General features: G+C 41.4%; 20 protein-coding genes. 5 read left to right on the plus strand and 15 right to left on the minus strand.

Annotation, left to right across the window (positions count from 1 at the left end; translation table 11 throughout):
* Window positions 1-155 precede the first annotated feature (155 nt).
* The 9 genes from hflC to ABJK37_RS17420 form a co-directional block, all read right to left on the minus strand.
* Window positions 156-1040, minus strand: a complete 885-nt coding sequence (hflC, locus tag ABJK37_RS17380; protein ID WP_348356589.1) for a protease modulator HflC — start codon at window positions 1038-1040, stop codon at window positions 156-158.
* Window positions 1041-1043: 3 nt separating this feature from the next.
* The gene (gene hflK, locus ABJK37_RS17385; RefSeq protein WP_348356762.1) at window positions 1044-2201 is read right to left on the minus strand and encodes an FtsH protease activity modulator HflK; all 1158 of its coding nucleotides are present in this window, start codon (window positions 2199-2201) and stop codon (window positions 1044-1046) included.
* Between the two features lie 83 nt (window positions 2202-2284).
* Window positions 2285-3574 carry a ribosome rescue GTPase HflX gene (gene hflX / locus ABJK37_RS17390; RefSeq protein ID WP_348356590.1) on the minus strand — a complete coding sequence of 430 codons (1290 nt, stop codon included), beginning with the start codon at window positions 3572-3574 and terminating at the stop codon, window positions 2285-2287.
* 19 nt (window positions 3575-3593) lie between these two features.
* Window positions 3594-3839 (minus strand): RNA chaperone Hfq, encoded by a 246-nt coding sequence (hfq, locus tag ABJK37_RS17395; protein WP_215930929.1) that lies wholly within the window; start codon window positions 3837-3839, stop codon window positions 3594-3596.
* 76 nt (window positions 3840-3915) lie between these two features.
* Window positions 3916-4869 carry a tRNA (adenosine(37)-N6)-dimethylallyltransferase MiaA gene (miaA, locus tag ABJK37_RS17400; RefSeq protein ID WP_348356593.1) on the minus strand — a complete coding sequence of 318 codons (954 nt, stop codon included), beginning with the start codon at window positions 4867-4869 and terminating at the stop codon, window positions 3916-3918.
* Window positions 4862-6667, minus strand: a complete 1806-nt coding sequence (gene mutL, locus ABJK37_RS17405; RefSeq protein WP_348356595.1) for a DNA mismatch repair endonuclease MutL — start codon at window positions 6665-6667, stop codon at window positions 4862-4864. The genes miaA and mutL overlap by 8 nt, the downstream gene beginning before the upstream one ends.
* A 34-nt stretch (window positions 6668-6701) precedes the next feature.
* A complete protein-coding gene (locus ABJK37_RS17410) occupies window positions 6702-8036 on the minus strand; it encodes an N-acetylmuramoyl-L-alanine amidase (protein ID WP_348356597.1) in 1335 nt (444 codons plus the stop codon).
* Window positions 8037-8046: 10 nt separating this feature from the next.
* Entirely contained in the window at window positions 8047-8538 is a 492-nt protein-coding gene (tsaE, locus tag ABJK37_RS17415) for a tRNA (adenosine(37)-N6)-threonylcarbamoyltransferase complex ATPase subunit type 1 TsaE (protein ID WP_348356599.1), read from the minus strand.
* Entirely contained in the window at window positions 8535-10082 is a 1548-nt protein-coding gene (locus tag ABJK37_RS17420; RefSeq protein ID WP_348356601.1) for an NAD(P)H-hydrate dehydratase, read from the minus strand. Before ABJK37_RS17420 ends, tsaE begins: the two co-directional genes overlap by 4 nt.
* Between ABJK37_RS17420 and queG the strand changes: the two genes are divergently transcribed.
* Window positions 10082-11227 carry a tRNA epoxyqueuosine(34) reductase QueG gene (gene queG / locus ABJK37_RS17425; protein ID WP_348356603.1) on the plus strand — a complete coding sequence of 382 codons (1146 nt, stop codon included), beginning with the start codon at window positions 10082-10084 and terminating at the stop codon, window positions 11225-11227. The genes ABJK37_RS17420 and queG overlap by 1 nt on opposite strands.
* A gap of 75 nt (window positions 11228-11302) precedes the next feature.
* On the opposite strand, the gene ABJK37_RS17430 is transcribed toward queG, so the two are convergent.
* The gene (locus ABJK37_RS17430) at window positions 11303-11680 is read right to left on the minus strand and encodes a hypothetical protein (protein WP_348356605.1); all 378 of its coding nucleotides are present in this window, start codon (window positions 11678-11680) and stop codon (window positions 11303-11305) included.
* Between the two features lie 90 nt (window positions 11681-11770).
* Window positions 11771-12484 (minus strand): methyltransferase, encoded by a 714-nt coding sequence (locus tag ABJK37_RS17435; RefSeq protein WP_348356607.1) that lies wholly within the window; start codon window positions 12482-12484, stop codon window positions 11771-11773.
* A 414-nt stretch (window positions 12485-12898) separates the two neighbouring features.
* On the opposite strand from ABJK37_RS17435, the gene ABJK37_RS17440 reads away from it, so the two are divergent.
* On the plus strand, window positions 12899-13771 hold the full coding sequence (locus ABJK37_RS17440; protein ID WP_348356609.1) for a discoidin domain-containing protein: 873 nt from the start codon (window positions 12899-12901) through the stop codon (window positions 13769-13771).
* A 137-nt stretch (window positions 13772-13908) separates the two neighbouring features.
* Here ABJK37_RS17440 and ABJK37_RS17445 read toward each other — a convergent pair whose 3' ends face one another.
* Entirely contained in the window at window positions 13909-14532 is a 624-nt protein-coding gene (locus tag ABJK37_RS17445; RefSeq protein ID WP_348356611.1) for an NAD(P)H-binding protein, read from the minus strand.
* 92 nt (window positions 14533-14624) lie between these two features.
* The gene (locus ABJK37_RS17450; RefSeq protein WP_215930910.1) at window positions 14625-14999 is read right to left on the minus strand and encodes a PH domain-containing protein; all 375 of its coding nucleotides are present in this window, start codon (window positions 14997-14999) and stop codon (window positions 14625-14627) included.
* Between the two features lie 113 nt (window positions 15000-15112).
* Here ABJK37_RS17450 and ABJK37_RS17455 point away from each other — a divergent pair, with 113 nt between their 5' ends.
* From ABJK37_RS17455 to ABJK37_RS17465, 3 genes are all read left to right on the plus strand, one after another.
* A complete protein-coding gene (locus tag ABJK37_RS17455; RefSeq protein ID WP_348356614.1) occupies window positions 15113-16108 on the plus strand; it encodes a serine/threonine dehydratase in 996 nt (331 codons plus the stop codon).
* Window positions 16109-16180: 72 nt separating this feature from the next.
* Window positions 16181-16561 (plus strand): hypothetical protein, encoded by a 381-nt coding sequence (locus ABJK37_RS17460; RefSeq protein WP_348356615.1) that lies wholly within the window; start codon window positions 16181-16183, stop codon window positions 16559-16561.
* Between the two features lie 117 nt (window positions 16562-16678).
* Complete coding sequence (locus tag ABJK37_RS17465) at window positions 16679-18328, plus strand: amidohydrolase (protein WP_348356616.1); 1650 nt, start codon at window positions 16679-16681, stop codon at window positions 18326-18328.
* A gap of 28 nt (window positions 18329-18356) precedes the next feature.
* Here the strand turns inward: ABJK37_RS17465 and ABJK37_RS17470 are convergent, their stop codons facing one another.
* Both ABJK37_RS17470 and ABJK37_RS17475 read right to left on the minus strand, forming a co-directional pair.
* Complete coding sequence (locus tag ABJK37_RS17470) at window positions 18357-18839, minus strand: GNAT family N-acetyltransferase (protein ID WP_348356618.1); 483 nt, start codon at window positions 18837-18839, stop codon at window positions 18357-18359.
* 17 nt (window positions 18840-18856) lie between these two features.
* Entirely contained in the window at window positions 18857-19720 is an 864-nt protein-coding gene (locus tag ABJK37_RS17475) for an MBL fold metallo-hydrolase (RefSeq protein ID WP_348356620.1), read from the minus strand.
* Window positions 19721-19745 lie beyond the last annotated feature (25 nt).

The following is a 19745-nucleotide window of genomic DNA, read 5'->3' on the forward strand; positions in this document are numbered from 1 at the left end:
GGTTAGGTTGTTGTGGCAGATGTATATTTTATAGTGTGGGAAATCGCCCTGAGTTGCAAGGCTTGCTATTAATACCACTGTCTTAAATGACAAACGATGTAAGCACAAAAAAAGCGCCTGTTGGCGCTTTTTCCATTTGCTTTACCAATTAGGCATTATTTACTGCCTTTTTGGCCCTTCATATAGCGGAAGAAGTCACTGTCGGGTTCAACCACCAAGACATCTTGTTTGCTGCTGAAACTTTTCTTATAGGCGTCCATGCTGCGCAAAAAGCTATAAAACTCAGGATCTTTCGTGTAGGTTTCTGCATAAATTTGCGCTGCTTGAGCATCACCTTCACCTTTGAGTTTACGCAAGTTTCGCTCTGCATCGGCTAACATTACCGTTATTTTGGCATCAATGTCTGCTTTGATAATTTCGGCTTTTTCTTTACCTTCAGAGCGATGCTCCCTAGCTACAGCTTCACGCTCTGTGCGCATACGCTCGAAAATAAAGTTACGCACTTCTAGCGGCAAATTGATTTGTTTAACACGTACGTCAACAATTCTTATACCTAACTCATCTGAACTTGTAGCAGCTTGCTCCATTGCTTCGTCCATCAATTCTGAACGCTCACCAGAAACAATTTGCTGAATAGTACGAGTACCAAATTCAGATCGAAGTCCATTATTTACTTTTTGTTGTAACAGTATTTCAGCGCTGGCTTTGATACCGCCGGTAGCCAAGTAGTACTTGGCAAAATCTTCAATTCTCCACTTAACATACAAGTCGACAATCAAATCCTTTTTCTCTGAAGTGACAAAACGATCCGGCACCTCATCCAAAGTTTGAATACGAGCATCAAGGCTAACTACGCGATCAAAAAACGGCAGTTTTAAATGTAAACCGGGCTCGAAAACTTTGGTGTCGCCAGTATCGCTATCTCTTTGTACCTTACCAAATTGGATAACTATGGCTTTGTTGCCTTCTTCAACAACAAACAACGATCCAAAGATAAGTAAGCCTAAGGCTACGATTATTAGTGCAATAAAATTTTTCATCGCTTAGTTTCTCCCACTTCGAACGCCGCTAGTACGACTGCTTCTGGAATTGGAGCTAACCGCCTGGGTATCATTGTCTTGATTCCTCAATCCTTCAATTGTACTTCTAATGTTTGCAGGAATAGTTGGTCCCGATTGGCTACTCAATATTTTATCCAAAGGTAAGTACATCATGTTTCCAGTGCCTTGTGTATCGACCAAAATTTTACTGGTATTGCCGTATACTTCTTCCATAGATTCAATGTAGATCCGGCTACGTGTTACCTCTGGCGCTGCTTTGTATTGCGGTAATAATTCTTCAAAACGCGCTATTTCACCTTGGGCTTCCAATGTTACACGTTCTTTATAAGCTTGCGCTTCTTGCGCCATTCGATTAACTTGACCGCGGGCACGAGGCTCGATTTCTCTAGAGTAAGCCTCAGCTTCATTGATAAAGCGTTGTTCATCTTCTTGCGCTGCAATGGCGTCATCAAATGCTTCTTTTACTTCCTCTGGTGGTCTTGCATCCTTGAAGTTCATATCAACGATAGAGATACCCATATCGTAGGATTCGATAATACCGGTTAATTCATCACGCACTGCTTGTCTAGCGTCTTCACGGCCGCTAGTTAATACGTCATCCATTTTCGAATGACCCACTACATAACGAATGGCGCTATCAAAAGCTTGGCTCAAACTTTCTTCTGGACTGGTCACAGCAAAACTGTATTTGTATGGTTCGAGGATGCGGTACTGAACTTCCATTTCTACACGTACTACGTTTTCGTCTTCAGTTAGCATTGAACCAGATGAAGGCATAGAGCGGATAGTCTGTACATCAACAGGTTTGACGGTATCCACAAAAGTGGGTTTCCAGCGTAAGCCTGGATCGACAAAGTGACTAAATTCACCAAAACGCAACACTACGCCGCGTTCGGCTTCACGAATAGTGTAGAAACCACTAAACACCCAGCCAATGACTATTATGCCAATAATAACCGCCATGCCAATTCCACCAAGGCTTTTACCGCCTGATGAACCGCTGTTGTTACCACCACCAAACTTGCCAAATTTATTCATCAAGTTTTTGAATACCTCGTCTAAATCAGGTGGGCCTTGATCTCGGCCGCCCTTGTTTTTCCAAGGATCATTATTGTTTCCACCGGGCTCATTCCAAGCCATCATTTCTCTCCAACTAGTTAATTCAATAAATAAGGTCTAGGACCAATACGTGCATTTTAAAGTTTTTGATCTGTTAGGTTTCGCTAATGTTTCACTATATACGACTCTAAGTCTGCGTCGATACGTTTTATAAGTCTGTTCCAGTCGCTTTGCTCCATTCGTACCTCGACTAACCAATTTCCGTTGTCGGCGTAGTCTTGTGAAGCAATACAATTCATTTCAAAAAATACACCCCGCAAATTACTTTTTTGCGGAGGGATAGACAAACTATGTTGTACCATGTTTTTTGATAAACATTCAGTAATTGCTGCGTGTAATAAATCAATTCCTATTCCTTGCTGAGCAGATATCCAGACGCGAATTGGCATTCCAGATTCATCACGATCTATTTTTGCATTCACACCATCCATGCGGTCAATTTTATTACAGACTATTAACTGTTGGATATCATCAGCTTCTATTTCTTCCAATACTTCATCTACTTGCCCAATGTTCTCTTGAAATTGCTCATCAGAATAGTCGACAACGTGTAGCAGTAGGTTCGCTTGTTGAGTTTCCTGCAGTGTTGCTTTAAAGGCCGCAATAAGATCATGGGGCAGGTGTCTAATAAAACCAACCGTATCGGCAAGAATAGCTGAGCCAACATCTTGTAACTGAATTTTTCTGAGTGTGGGATCCAAAGTCGCAAAAAGTTGATCTGCTGCATACACTGCTGACTGCGTCATAGTATTAAATAGCGTTGATTTACCCGCGTTGGTATAGCCTACTAGTGAAATAGTTGGAATTTCAGCTCTCACTCTAGAACGACGGCCTTGCTCTCGCTGTTTTTGTACTTTAGCGAGGCGCCGTAAAATCGCTTTGATTCTCTCTCTTAATAGTCGTCTATCGGTTTCAAGTTGACTTTCGCCTGGACCGCGCAGACCTATTCCACCTTTTTGTTTATCTAAGTGAGTCCAGCCTCGAATCAAGCGAGTACTTATATGTCTAAGCTGCGCTAGTTCAACTTGTAACTTTCCTTCATGAGTACGTGCTCGTTGCGCGAAAATATCTAAAATTAGTCCAGTGCGATCGAGCACCCGACATTTACAAAGTTGTTCTAGATTACGTTCTTGGGAAGGGGATAAACTATGATTAAAAATTACCACGTCAGCTTGCTGGGCTCTGACTGCATTGGCAATTTCTTCAGCCTTACCACTACCAACAAAATAGCGGGCTTGAGGCGCTTGACGAGTGCCGGTGACAACGTCTACTGCGTTTACACCAGCGGACGACACTAGTAATTGTAATTCTAATAAATCTTCTTTGCTATTTTCATCAGCAAAATCAACATGTACTAAAACAGCTTGCTCACCTGCTGCATAACGGTCAAACAAGCCAATCTCCTAAAACCATCTAGTTTTCGTCAGCTTCCGTCTGACCAGCAGTAGGCATAGGAATAGCACGTGATGGAACAACGGTTGAGATTGCATGTTTATAAACCATTTGGCTTACGGTATTTTTGAGTAAAATTACAAATTGATCGAACGACTCTACTTGTCCCTGTAATTTAATACCGTTTACAAGGTAAATAGACACAGGAATACGCTCTTTTCGCAGCGCATTGAGGAACGGGTCTTGTAATGATTGCCCTTTTGCCATGATTTATCCTTTTTATTATTATAAATTTACCCTAAATCGGGATTATACAGAAATTCATATAGCTGTATAGACCGCTTTAGGATTGAAGTTGACTCAGTTTAATGACTTTCGACAGATTGTCAGTCGAAAACGTGTCCAACGGGTTAATATTTTCCCATCCTCGTAGCCAAGTCAACTGTCTTTTCGCTAGTTGTCTTGTAGCGGCGATAGATTTTTCTCGCATTTCATCAAAATCGAATTCCCCATCTAAGTACTGCCACATTTGCCGATACCCTACACATCTTATAGAGGGCAAATCTGCATGTAGATCACTTCGGCCCTTTAACTTTTCAACTTCAGCCTGAAAACCGTTATCGATCATGCTTTGGAATCGTTGAGCAATACGCTGATGCAATACTTTGCGATCTTGCGGAGCGATACAAAACTGCTTGATGTTATACGGTATGGGGGCGGACTTAGTTTTCATCAAGTCTGTCATTGAGCGATTTGTTAGAAGATAAACTTCTAAGGCTCTGATCAAACGTTGTGGATCATTGGGGTGAATTCGTTTTGCAGACGTTGGATCGATTTGCGCCAATTGTTGGTGTAGTACATCCCAACCCGATGTTTCGGCTTGTTTTTCTATTGCTCGCCTGACACCTTGATCAGACTCTGGTAACGGTGAAAGCCCATCAATTAAGGCTTTGTAATACATCATAGTACCACCGACTAGCAATGGTATTTTGCCTTTGGCTGTGCTCTCTTGCATAGCCAAAAGAGCATCTCTTCGAAATTCAGCAACAGAGTAGCTCTGCGCAGGATCTAAAATATCAATTAATTTATGAGGTGCCTTTTGCAGCTCAACTGCACTTGGCTTAGCCGTACCTATGTCCATGCCTCGGTATATCAATGCAGAATCAACACTAATTATTTCACAAGGAAGGTTTTCGCATAGTTCAATAGCTAAGTCCGTTTTTCCAGACGCGGTGGGCCCCATCAAAAATAATGCCGTGGGAAAGGATTCATTTTTATATGTGTTGACGTCATTCATAGGTATCAAGCCACTTTTCTAATTCCACTGGTTTGCCTATTTGCGCAATATCTTGTTGTAGGTTAGTGGTTGAACTCATAAATTGTTGCCACAATTCCTGCGGTTGGGAAGAATCAACATTTCTTGTCGAAGCTATACAGGTTAGCAAGTGTTCACGTACTTTAATGGTCTCTGTTTGTTCACAAGATAAAATTTCTTCCAAACATTCTATCCAACACAACTGTCTTAATCCGGCCGGCACTTTTCTCAAAATAATTCTATTGGGCGTCCATCCTATTTCTACACTATTTTCCAAAAGAGGTTGATATAGCGCTTTCGCTTGGATCTGCAACTTAGCAGAAGAAGCAATGGAAATAGGCATTAACAAAGGTTGACTAACAGGCATTGCGTCCGCATAACGCTTACACATCACACTTTGTCGCAAAGCATTTAATTCCACTAGAAAAAAATTTGGCTCAAGCTTCACCAATATCTTGTTTGCTGCCACCTGCAACCATTGCCCAGCATAGTCTGAAACGTTTTCTGATTGCCCAGCGGCTGACACTGTCATTAGCTGTTGATAATTTTTTGTTGCCTGACTTACTACTGGTGAAGCGTTGACTAAGTAATCAGATTTCGCTTTGCTTACCACTGTATTAGCATAGTTAGCTGGTTTAACATTAGATTCACTGTAACCTGAGGCTTCTTCGTCTACTTTGGGTTTAGAAGGCTGGCTTTGCAATGGCACGATATAATCGTGCTTTGGCTCAGCGTGAGGCAATACCGTTACTTCTTGGCTTTCCTGCTGCTGTCCCTGTTGAAAAAATTGATTCAAGGAGTCCGTCAATGCTCTGTATATAAAATCATGCACTAGTCTTGCTTGATGAAATCTGACTTCATGTTTTGCAGGGTGCACATTTACATCAACTTGGCTGGGCTCGAGGGTCAAATACAATACATACGTTGGGGTTAGGTCGCTAGCTATAAGTCCTTCAAACGCTTGGCGAACCGCGTGATTGATTAGCTTGTCACGCATCATACGACCATTCACATAGAAATATTGAAACTCACTGTGGGCTTTCGCGTGGTTGGGTTGTGCCAACCAGCCATGTAATTCAAATTGCTGGTATTGACTATTTAACTCAATGCACTGCTCAGCAAAGTCTTTACCGCAGATTGCGGCAATTCGCTTTAACTGCAATTCTGGTGTTTTCACAGCGGGGTATTTACGGAGTAATTTACCATTATGTTTAAGTTTAAAGCTCACATCAAAACGCGACAACGCAATACGCCTGACGATTTCGTCTATATGCGCAAATTCAGTCTTTTCAGTGCGTAAAAACTTGCGTCTTGCGGGCGTGTTGAAAAACAGATCGACGACATCAACACTGGTACCGTCAGGGTGCGCAACTGGATTGAGCTGTACTTGCATATCGCGACCCTCACAATGGGCTTGCCAAGCTTGGGATTGGTCTGCTGGTTTAGAGCTGAGACTTAATCGCGCCACTGAACTAATACTGGCCAGCGCCTCACCACGAAACCCCAAACTACAGATGGCTTCTAAATCATCTAGCTTAGTTATTTTACTGGTGGCATGGCGACTTAGTGCTAAGGCGAGTTCTTCATGTACGATACCGCTACCGTTGTCTCTGATCAAAATGCGCTTATGTCCGCCTTTTTCGATATCTATTTCTATCGAGTTTGCCCCTGAATCTAAGCTATTTTCCACTAGCTCTTTGACTACAGATGCTGGGCGTTCAACTACTTCTCCAGCGGCTATCTGGTTGGCTAATCTAGCGGGTAAAATTTGAATCGGCAAAAGAAGACCTTGGAATCAGTGTTTGTGGGATGGATTAGGTACTCGGGATAGTTAGCACTTGTCCAATACGCACCACATCGGTATTTAAATTATTGGCTTTTTTTAGTGTACTAACACGCACATTATAACGTTGCGCAAGTAACGATAAGGATTCTCCACTACGGACTCTATGTGTGCGTTTTTCTTGTTTCCATTTGGCCCATAACGAGCCATCAGGAGGTGAGCCTTTAAAGTGTTGTTTGAGTCCATTGAATACAGACACGGCCAATTTTTGTCTATATTGAGACCAATTTAAGTTTTTCTCTTCTTGAGGATTAGAGATAAATCCTGTTTCCACCAAAATTGACGGTATATCTGGAGACGTTAATACCGCAAGGCTCGCCGCTTGGGGGATTTTTTTATGTAGCTTTGTTACCTTACTCAAATGTTTAATCATATCGCGACTCACGTCGTAACTCGTGGTAAGAGAGTAATCCATAGACATATCGAGAAACGCTTCGGCAAGATAACGTTCATTAGCGGTATCTTGGATAATTTCAGCAGCTCCACCTAATAGTTCTGAATGACGTTCTGTACTTTCCATCCAGCGCCCCAATTCTGTATTGGCTCGTTTCATAGATAATACCCACACTGACGCTCCACTTGGTTGTGGTGTGGTAAACGCATCAGCGTGTATTGATACAAACATATCAGCTTTATGTTTTCTGGCAATTTGAGGTCGTTTGTTGGGCGAAATATAATAATCCCCAGTACGAGTCATTATTGGTTTCATGCCTTTTTCATTGGCTATCAGCTTTTCTAAACGTTTTGCTATTCCCAAGGTGACATTTTTTTCATAACTACCCGCTCGTCCGATCGAGCCTGGGTCTTCACCACCGTGTCCGGCATCGATAACAATTATTATGTCTCTATCATTGGAGGATTTTGAATTTAATACAATTTGAGGTGCTGCAGAGTCAGGATCATTTAGGTCAATGACTAATCGGTCCCCATAAGGAGCGGTAGGAGGTAAAGCGAAAATATTTTTTTCCAGCGGTTTGGATAACTCAATCACAACGCGTACTGATTGAGGATTTTTAGCGGTACTGTAACGCACTTTTTTGACTAACTTACTGTCATTTACAACTTTTGAGAAATCGAAATTTTTAGGGGTATTTTCGATGTCGACAACTAATCGTTGTGGGTTTTTTAATGTGAAGTAGGTGTAGCTTGGCGTATTTTCTAAGTCAAAAACTAAACGCGTGGTATTCGGTGAAGGCCATATACGCAATCCTTCGATGCTATTTTTAGCAAAACCTACAGTGCTAAAAGCCATCAGTAAAAAACTGATTAAGGTTAGATTGAGTTTTTTAAAGCTACACGTTTGCATTATTATTATTCTAGTCTAAAAGTTTAAGCAAATCCGAACCTTTTGCCGATTTTGCCTGCATCGATAACGCGCGTCCTGCTTGCGTATATTCAATACTAATGTGTAAATCCGCTAATGCCAAGAGTCCAGCGCCTTTGTCTGGCCATTCAATTAAACAAATACAATCTGCGTCAAAATAGTCACGAATGCCCATAAACTCTAACTCCTCAGGATCAGACAAGCGGTACAAGTCAAAATGAAACACTCGCCATTGTGCTAATTCATAGGGCTCAACTAAAGTGTAAGTAGGGCTTTTGACCTTACCTTTATGCCCTAGCCCTCGGATAAAACCGCGGCTAAAAGTCGTCTTACCAGCGCCTAAATCGCCCTCAAGGTAGATCACCATGCCTTGATGACATCGCTGCGACAATTTCTCAGCCAAAGCAACAGTGGCTTGTTCATCTATTAAGTCATAATGTCTAGAGGGTAAATCCTCAATCGGAGAAGTAATTGAATTGCTCATAGTCCGTTAACAATGGCTCGCAAAGGTTGAAATAGATCTGTGGCAATCATACCACGTTGACCGAATTGTAGTGCAATTCTGTCTGCTGCTTCGGCATGAGCACTTACGGCATAAACAGCTGCCTGATCCGAATACATTCCTTGCGCTAAAAAAGAGCCAATAACACCGGTTAATAAATCACCCATCCCCGCGGTTGCCATGCCAGGATTACCTCCAGTGCATACCCAGCATCTATCCTTTGGATTTGGGCTATTAGATTGAATTATCGTGCCTGCGCCTTTTAGTACACATATAGCGTTAAACTTCTGAGAGATAGTTTTGCTAGCCAAATACCTATTGTTTTCAATTTGAGGAATATTACAGCCAAGTAAACGACTCGCTTCTCCAGGGTGAGGAGTTAAGATCAGCGCAGGTAATTGCGTAAACGTATCCAAGAGTGCTTTAGTATCACTTTTCGTCGCTAATACATTTAATCCGTCAGCATCAATGACCAAAGGTTTAGGTTGTTTTTTAAGGTAAGTCATCACATCATTAAACTGTTGTTGAGCCCACGGGTCTTGACCTAATCCTGGGCCAATAATAATGCCGGAACACCATTGCAATGCAGTTTCAAGGTCTTTATCTACAATCATTATTTCTGGACGACCCGAAGCAATAGCTAAACAACTTGCAGAGTGGCAATAAACTTTTACTAACCCTGTGCCGCATCGCAGCGCCGCTTCAGCACTGAGTCGAATTGCTCCTCCCATTCCTTGATTACCGCCAATACATAATAGTTTTCCAAAAGAACCTTTGTTGGCGTTTTCAGTTCTGGGTTTTATTGGTTGCAATGCTTTCCAATCGACTAATTGGGCTGTGCTCTGAGCAATACCAAAAAACTCAGAAGCAATACGCAAGTCGGCAAAACTAAGCTTGCCGCAAGTTTCTTTACCCACTCCAGTAACCAATCCAGGTTTAACTGCAATGAAACTAACTGTGACATCTGCAATAACACTAATAGGCAATGCTTCTCCGGTATTGGCATTCATCCCCGAAGGTAAATCTATACTCAATACAGGTTGCTTGGAGAGGTTCATTTTTTGTATAACGGTCTGAAAATTAGGTTTAACTTCTCCTTGTACTCCCGTGCCTAACAAAGCGTCCACAATTACATCAAATTTGCTAAAATCTTGTTCTGTAAATTTTAGTGTAAGACCCCCAGCGTCATTCCATTGTGATTGCGCTTGTTTTGCTACACCTTGGAGTGCTTTGTTAGGGTCTTGGCATACCACAATCGCCCTCATGCCGTTATTTAACGCTAATTTAGCTAACACATAGCCATCACCTGCATTATTACCATTGCCAGCAACAACGATAATATTTTGTGCGTTAGGCCAATATTGTATTAATTTTTGAAAGGCAGTGTCGCCAGCGCGTTGCATTAATTCGAACATACTACATCCAGCCATTTGGGCGGCTTTAGACTCCAATAACTTCACTTGTTCTGAACTCACAATTTTATGTGCTAGAATTTGAGCCGCTTGCTCGGTTAACAGGTTTGTCAATGTCGTCTCCTACCACTTCTGAATTGTTGTCTTTGGCTGAAAATATCAAGGCTTGGGGGAAAGCGCTAGGTTTTCAACAAGTAGGTATTTGTGATGTTGATCTAGAACAACATGAATCTCACCTAAAATCATGGCTAGAAAAAGGCTATGCCGGGGACATGCATTATATGTCGGAGCACGGCATGAAACGCGCGAGGCCAGCAGAACTATTGCCTGGAACCATGCGTGTAATCAGCGTCAGAATGGATTATCTACCTCCCGATGCAAAATTCGCAAAAACGTTAAAAAAAAAGCAACAAGCATATATCAGCCGCTATGCTCTTGGTCGCGATTATCATAAGTTGCTGCGCGCACGTTTAAAAAAGTTGGGCGAGAAAATAAAGCAAGAATGCGCTGAATTAAACTTTCGTCCCTTTGTTGATTCTGCGCCAGTGTTAGAGCATGCAATTGCCCAAAAAGCAGGGATAGGTTGGACAGGTAAGCACTCACTTACGATTAATAGTCAAGCTGGATCTTGGTTCTTCTTAGGGGAGTTGTTTGTAGATATCCCTTTGCCAGTTGATAAGCCGGTGACTGAAAATTGTGGCAGTTGCACTGCCTGTCTCACAATTTGTCCCACCCAAGCAATTGTCGAACCTTATGTAGTGGACGCTAGGCGCTGTATTTCTTATCTGACAATAGAGCAAAAGGGGGCCATTCCAATTCGATACCGAGCTTTGATTGGTAACCGTGTGTACGGCTGTGACGATTGCCAACTTATTTGTCCGTGGAATCGTTACGCCAATATTACTGACGAAGCAGATTTTCACCCCAGAAAAAAACTTATGAGCCAAGATCTCATTGACCTGTTTGCTTGGGACGAAGTTACTTTTCTAAAAAATACTGAAGGGTCGCCGATTAGACGGATTGGATTCGAACGCTGGCAACGTAATTTAGCCGTGGGATTGGGAAACGCTAATTACAGCGAAGAAATTGTGACTGTGTTGCATAACGCACTAGGCCAAACAACAGAACTTGTAAGAGAGCATATTTATTGGGCTTTAGAACAGCAACACAATAAAGCTGCTGAAATATCTTCAGACGATAGCCGCTTAACTCAAAGATTAATCCGCAGTATTGAAAAAGGACTGGTTCGAGACGCCTAGTTTTCAGAAAACTTCTACCACTAAAATTCTAACCAAGAGGTGTTTAAGTGTTTAAACTTTGCCTTAATTTTTTTGTTATAGGTATTCACTAACAATTGTATTCGCAGCGCCATCAGACCGCGAAAGTCTTAGGTCGGCCTCGAGATTGTCGGCGGGGAATCCATATAAACCAAAATGATTACCTCTGTTATGGCTAATAATTACCGCAAAATTTGCATGAAATTCTGTATCTGCACGAAAAGGTTCTATTACTGGAACTGTGTATTGACCAAGTTGCAGTAATCCAATTCTCTTACCATTTCTAAACATAAACTGATCAAATAATGGGTTTTCTAAAATTGCATAAACCGCGAATTTGGGGATTTGTATAGGTATGTTTTGCCAATCAATTTGTACGACTTGTAATTCGTTAATCAACGAAGAAATGGATTTGGGTAATTCATATATTTTCATAATCTCTCCCCAAGACTACCAGAAGTTTAATTACAACCTATGTATCAAAAGATAGTGGATAAGCGCTGTAGCTGTCAAAAGTTAAAGCCGTCAAAAATTCAGATAGTAATCTTTACAAAGCTTTTTATACTCCTGGGTATATTGATTTAGGTGGTTGTAAATAGTGAGTCTTTCCGAGTTTTTGCTTGTTTTGGTCGGGGTAAATTCTAATAGCAACCTGATTACGGGTGAGGATGGTTTAGGTTGTACTTGCAGTTCGCGTGTACAAAACAAGCCCACTGATTCAGCCTCTGTTATAAACAGTGTCGCTATATCCATAGGTAATACACAACAAAATTTTCCATCGGATGATAGAAGCGTACTAACCGCTCGCAAAAGTGTTGGGTGATCTAACGCTAGGGTTTGCCGTGCATTTAGTCGATTCTTAGCCGATTGGGTCTTATTGACTCTAATATTAATCGGGAAATATGGAGGATTACTGACAATTAAATCATACGCTGTGGCGCTACAAAATGTTTGCAGGTCAATATTGTGGAAAGACAGTTGTGCTTCCCATGGGCAATTTTTAGCATTGTCTCTGGCTTGCGAAATTGCTGCAGCGTCGATATCAATAGCGTCGATTATACAAGCTTGCTGTGACTTTTGAGCCAGCATAATGGCTAATAATCCGCTGCCAGTACCTATATCTAAAATCTTTTGAGCATCGTGACTTTGTACCCAACTGCCCAACATTAGACTATCAGTACCTACTTTCATCGCGCACGCATAGTCTTCAATAGTAAATTGTTTAAATTTAAATCCCATTCAAACTCTTATCAGGCTAAGGTCACGCTACTAAGTTAGCAGCCCTATTGGAAATCTATATAGGTTACAAAGATATAAGAACGTCAGTCTTTAATAAAGATTTTTAAATGGCATAGCGTTGCCGATTAATTAGGAGGAAAGCTCTTTAGGCGGAAAAGGTTTACCTATTTTTATGGGCTGCACTTCTCTTTTAACATGTGAAATGAAGTGACCTTTGCGTAATAAAATGACTGTTGTGAATTTAGTTGATATTACGTGGATCACTTTCAACGTATAACCAAAGCTCCATGGAGAGTATTGCCTTGAGTTTCCTTTTAATTTTGTTCAATTCTAGGACCGATTAATTAGATCTTTGGCTGGCACCGTTATTGCTAATTCGAACATGTCTAATTAATAACTTCCGGATAACCTGTTATGCGTCACTTAAAAACAAGCGTTTTTTTTCTTGGTATTTTGTCTTTCAGTACATTTGCTGAACAAGCTTCATATCAGTCCATCGCCAATGAATTAACTATCAATGCAAATGGCAATGTGGATGTAAAAGTGTTGATTGTGGATGAAGAGGATGAGATTTATTGTAACGCTGACCAATATGACTTCCGTTTTAGTCTAGATACAGTGGTAGGACAACGTTGGTATGACACGTTATTGTTGTCGAGAAACAGCGGAAGTTTAGTCGATTTCGTTTATGACTCCGATGATTGTGAATTGACAGCTATTGCGTTACCTAAGTTATATGAAAATGGTTCAGTTGTAGATAGTGGAACACCAGATGGGCAACTAAAAGAAACGGGAGAAAATAACAATGTGGCGTTGATAGATACTAACGGTTTATCGGCGGACAGTTATTCGGCTAGTAGTTTTTATGGGCAAGATGCGCCAGAAGCTGCATTTGATGGTTTTGTCTACAATCAAAAGGATAATCAAGACGCAAGTAATAAAATCAGTCGTGGTATTTGGATGGCGAAAAACGTAGATGATAATGGCAACCATATCACACCTTGGTTGCAAGTTGATTTTGGCAAACAAGTCACACTTACAGGTATCCTAATTAAGATTAATAAGCAGTCGTTGGAATTAGGTAGAAGTCCTAAAAATATTGCTTTATACGTATCAACAGATGGCGAAGAATTTACAGAAGAAACCGAGTTCTTCTTGTCTTTGGGCGAGTCAACAGGGGGGGATTTCGAGGACGCTATCACCGCAAGATTTTTCCGCTTTGAAGTGCTAAATAATTATGGTGACAAAATGTTTGTGGAAATTGACGAGTTGGAATTATTCCAGTAATTTTCAGGCTACCAATTGTGCGACATTGAGCAGGTTTGCTTGACTTGTTATCTAGGGTGATGAGTGGCTTAGCTAAATTAGCTGAGTCACCGGTCATGTTAGATGTGAGTTACCTAAAGCATAATTCAATGGCATCATCAAAATACCTGTAGGCGGATCATCTGAGCCGCCACATCATAGGCCTTAACAGCTTTGTACTTGCTTAACCTACCTATCAGTAGCGGAGACAACAAGGGACTTAACATTGCGGCAAGTTTCTCGGCGGGCCTCTTCTCTTGACGTTCACCTAATAACAAAGATGGTCTGACAGCGGCTGCATGGTTTAAACCTGACATTGCCAATATGGCGTTTTCTAACTCACCTTTTACTCGCAAGTAAAAATTAGCACTTTTAGCATTGGCCCCAACAGAAGAAATCCATACAAAACTTTGAGCACGCTGCGCTCTGGCAAGTTGAGCAGCAATATGTATGTATTCGAAGTCTACTTTTCTAAACGCACTTTTGTTTCCCGCCTTTTTTATCGTTGTACCTAAACATACAAAAATGTGCTCACAACCAAAGTAGCCTTGATAATCTTGCAATTTTTCATAATCGATAACTATGGGCTGAATCTTATCTGAGTTTTGCTGGAAAAAACTATTGGACAGCGGCTTTCGCAATAAACATGTGACAGTTTGGTAACGATTATCTAGGCAAAGTTGCTCAACCAAGGTTTTGCCTACTAAACCTGTCGAACCTAATACCAAAGCGGTTTTTAACATAGCTAACCTGCAACTTATTACGTAGCTAAAATGACGTTTTTTTGCCTTAGCATTGAGTACTAAGGCAAAAATTTGTCAATATCATAGAGCGATTATGCAAACATATGAGTGGCTAAAGTTTGCTGGATACCTACCACAGTATCCTTTTTCAACTCTTTTTCAATCGGCTTATCTTGGCCAGATACCCAAATTTTGAGTTCCGCATCTAAATCAAAGTGCCCTGCGGTCTCGATTTTGAATTGCGTAATAGCGCGATATGGAATTGAATGGTAATCAACTTTACGGCCTGTCATCCCTTGCTTATCAATCAGGATTAGACGTTTGTTAGTGAATACATACATATCTCTAACCACTTTAAAAACTTGTTGTATGTTCTCAGTTTCACCAATTATTGGTGCTAATTCTTCTGCCACTTCGTTGACGTCAATTTCAGAAGCGTTGCCGAGTAAAGCATCAAGTAAACCCATTTTTGTATCCTTCAACAATTTAACCAGCAGTCAGCATAATTGTTGATGCGAAAATAGCAACTACAAGCTACCATCATGCAACGTTAATTAGCCTTTATAATGAATAACACTATATGCCCAATGTGACTTTTGCTGATGTGCAATCTGCCGAAAAGCGTATCAGTCGATATATTAAGAACACGCCGATACTTGAATCGCAATTATTAAACAGCTGGCTAGGCCATGAAATATTATTCAAAGCAGAATGTTTCCAAACAACCGGAGCATTTAAGTTACGTGGTGCGTTAAACATGATGTTAAAGGCCAAGGATGACAGCAAGTTAGGGGCTCAGGTGATAGCCAGCAGTTCTGGAAATCATGCCCAAGCAGTCGCGTACGCCGCTAAAGTGTTGGGTGTAAAGGCAACGATTTATAGTGCCCAGAATATTTCGAAAGTCAAAGCCGCAGCCACACAATATTATGGGGCGACACTTGATTTAAGCGCCACGAGAAAAGAGGCGGATGAAAAGGTCGCAGCGGCGGCGAAAAAGGCCGGAGTGTTATGGACGCCACCTTTTAATCACAAAGATATCATTGCCGGTCAAGGTACTGTAATGCTTGAAGCTCATAAGCAAGTTGGCGACGTCAATGCTGTATTTGCACCGGTAGGTGGAGGCGGTCTAGTTTCGGGTACACTAGTTAGCGCAAAAGCTTTAAATCCAACGGCAAAGGTTATTGGAGTTGAACCTTTGCTCGCCAACGACGCCGCAGAATCTTTACGTAGTGGGATTATTCAGTCGTTATCAGCACAGCCAAATACCTTGGCTGATGGTGCAGCAACTTTACAAGTGGGCAGGGAAACGTTCCCTCACTTACAATCATTAGACGGCTTTTATGAAATAGATGAAGAAAAAATTGCCTATTGGACTCAGTGGTTGCAGCACTTGCTAAAGGTGCACGTTGAACCCACTAGCGCGATGAGTATGGGGGCCGTAATTGAATGGCTTAAGTCGCAATCTGAGCCACAAAAAGTTTTGGTAGTTTTATCTGGTGGCAATATAGATCAACAAAAGATGAGCCAAATCTGGAACGACGATCATTTGCTAAATGTACCTAGTATGTTGATTTAACGCGAAAATTTGATTAGGTTCTATGCTTAGTATAATTTGTATTCACTGTAACGTTTCCGAGGAACTAATAGATTGCGGTATTTGGTAAGCATAATATTGTTGCAACTGGTATCAATTCCGCAGGCAGTGACAGCCAAAGACGCCGTCTTTGCTCAAGCTAAGTGTACTATTGTTTATTCTCTAAAACGTTCAGCCGACAAATATTTCAATGATGAAATTTCCCAATTGGATACACAAATCAAAAAACAGAAGATTCAGTTTATAGATTTAAATAACTGGCGAAAGGTTGCACCTCACGTTGAAATAAGTGGCCGGTTTCGTAATCAATTACGTCATCGGTACGACCTACCAAAAAACATGAATCAAGCAATAATCTTAGATTCAAAGGGCCAAGAACTGATTCGTTATAGTGGTTCAGTTACTCTTGTTAATGGATTAATTGCCTGCAACTAGTTCCTGTGTTTCTTAAACACTTCTTTTAAATATTTGCCGTTTTGCTTATTTAATGATTTTTTTGCATCTAGATAAAATCTAGGGCAAGTTAAGCAAAACTCTCTGTTGGATTTGCTTGTGAAAATAATACTTACTAGTTTTTTACTATTGGTCAGTTCCATAACGTTTGCCGCTCAAACTCATATCAAAAATGTAAAAGGTTACACCTTAGATAATTCAGGTGAGCTTATACGCTTTTCAAACATGGTTTTTGATGGCGGTAAAGTGATTGCGATTGGTGGCGCTGAGCTTAATCAAGGTTTCCCTAGAGCTACCCAAATTGACGGCAAGAATAGAGTATTGTTACCAGGATTAATCGACGCCCACGGGCATGTGATGGGCTTAGGCGGAAGCATCTTACAAGTTGATTTGCGAGAGAGTCAATCAGCATTAGATGCCGCAAAAATGGTGCAGGCATATGCTAAGAGTCAACAACAATCACCTTGGATCATTGGCCGAGGGTGGAATCAAGTTCTGTGGCCAAGCAAAGCGTTTCCTAATGCTAATTTATTAGATGAATATGTTAAGAACAAACCAGTGATGTTGTCGCGGGTAGATGGTCATGCTAGTTGGGTAAATAGCAAAGCCCTTGAAATCGCAGGAATTACTAAAGATACACTGGATCCTCCTGGTGGAAAAATCATGCGTGACGATCGCGGCAATCCAACTGGTATTTTAATTGATAATGCTGAAAATTTATTGCTTAAGCATTTGCCTAAAACCTCGGAAGCAACCTTAGCAGCGCAGCTGAACGCTGCAGGTAGTCATCTTTTGTCTGAAGGTATAACTAGTGTGCATGATGCCGGTATGGGTAAAGCCGTCTATGACTACTACAAAAGACGCGTCGCTGAGCACTCACTTCCGGTGCGCATTTATCCAATGATTGCGGCAACATCCCCGGTACTTAAGGAACTATTAAAAACTGGCCATGTGCAGGATCAATACGATTGGTTGTCCATAAGAAGTGTAAAAGCTTACGGTGATGGAGCTTTGGGTAGCCGCGGTGCCGCTTTGTTGGAGCCCTACTCTGATGCCCCGGATAATAGTGGGTTATTGGTAACACGAGAAAATGACTTAAAGCCACTATTTGATTTGGTTTTAGGTCATGGATTCCAACTAAATTTTCACGCTATAGGTGACAGAGCCAACCGTTTAGCGTTAGACCAGTTTGCTGACAGTTTTAGTCGGGTAGGTGGTCGCGCTCTACGAAATCGAGTTGAACATGCCCAAGTGATCAATATAAATGATATTCCACGTTTTAAAGACCTAAGTATTATTCCTGCAATGCAGCCCACACACGCCACTAGCGATATGAATATGGCAAAAGATAGACTTGGAGCCCAAAGGTTAAAGGGAGCTTATGCTTGGCAAACTTTTTTGAAACAAGGTTCCCCGGTTGCTTTTGGTTCTGATTTTCCGGTTGAACTTTCCAATCCATTTTTCGGTTTGCACGCAGCAGTCACTAGGCAAGATCGCAATAATCGCCCGGATGATGGTTGGATACCTAGTGAATCAGTGACGGTTAAACAAGCGTTTCGTGGATTTACCATCGATGCGGCTTACGCTGCTCATCAAGAGACTATCTTAGGCGGCTTAACAGTAGGAAAATGGGCGGACTTTATTTTGATAGACCAAGATATATTTACCATCTCCCCCCAAGATATATGGAAAACGCAAGTACTTGAAACGTGGATTGCAGGTGAAAGGCGTTTTTTAAAAGCTCATTAGGTCTAAAACAGAATCCGCAAGTCATTGGCTAACAGTCGGAAATACTGTCTTTTCTCATATAGGCACAATTTTGCATATTACCAGGGAAGGGGGTCTCGGGATAATCTGTTTCAATAAACCCCAGTGATTGATAACAGCGATATGCCACTTCGTTATCTCTGAAAACAAATAGAGAAGCTCCTTTGGCAGGCTGTTGCGAATAAGCTTGTTCAAGGAGCAGCTTGATGAGTATTTTTGCTAATCCTTTACCCCGAAACTTGGGGTTGACTGCAAGCCTTCCAAGATGGTGATGTTCTAATCGTCGATAAAATTGGCCAAACGCTAGCAGTTGTTGCTCATCGTTTAATAGGCAATATGAGTTGATATGATTTGCAGTCAAGAATTTAAGAAAGGTTTTGTCAGAAATAGGGTAGGTCATGTTTGGACCTCCCCAAGTATACATAGCACGATGATCAGAAAACCAATTCTTAAGCTGTAAGAGTTGTTGCTCGTTAGCGGGGGTAAAGATCACTGGTTTAGACCTGTGGGTCACTGCCCATTATACAAAGTCGTGATCCACTTTTGTTCCGTGATGAAGTTCCACGACCAACCTTTATATTTCTCACCTAGGCCTTGTTTTACTGCATCTTCAATACTTACACCTTTGGTTTTCATGCCTTTAACTATGGCCGCTGTATCAACAATCATATCCAGAGCTTTTTGATAGTCAGCTTTCGAGGCTAAGTTACCGTGGCCTGGGATGATTTTTGTGTCATCTTTTAGCATAGCAATGAGTTGTTTTACGTTCTTAATATAACCTGAAACCGTACCACCTCCATCTAGGTCAATGTAGGGAAAACGGCCTTCAAAGAATAAATCTCCTGGGTGTAAAACATTCGCTTCTTCAAACCAGATGACGCTGTCGCTGTCGGTATGCCCAGAGGGTAAATGCATAACTTTTATAGTGTCACCATTAAAATGAAAGGTGACTCCTTGTTGATAAGTCACAACGGGTAATTCGCTGTGGGTGTGCTCTTCTTTAGCGGCTAAGCGTTTGCGCACATTGTGATGTGCAAAGATAGTGCTACCTTTAATTTCAGAAAAATAACTATTAGAACCGGTGTGATCTCCATGATAGTGAGTATTTACTACGTACTTCATTGGGGTTTTCGCTATCTCGCCAATAGCTGCCGCTATTTTTTCGGCGAGAGGCGCAAATTGGTCATCAATGATGAGTATTCCCTCATCACCGGCTGACACGCCAATGTTTCCTCCCATACCCTCTAACATGTGCACCGAGCCACTTACATGTTGACTTAGGATTTGGGTGTTTGCCCAATTGTCTTGTGCAAAACTAGTACTCGTTGAAAAAACTGCCGTCATCGCTGTAATTAAAAGAATTTTGGATTTCATGGCTATTATTCCTCATTTTATAAGA

The sequence above is a fragment of the Paraglaciecola sp. genome (genome assembly GCF_039964565.1).
Lineage (GTDB): Bacteria > Pseudomonadota > Gammaproteobacteria > Enterobacterales > Alteromonadaceae > Paraglaciecola.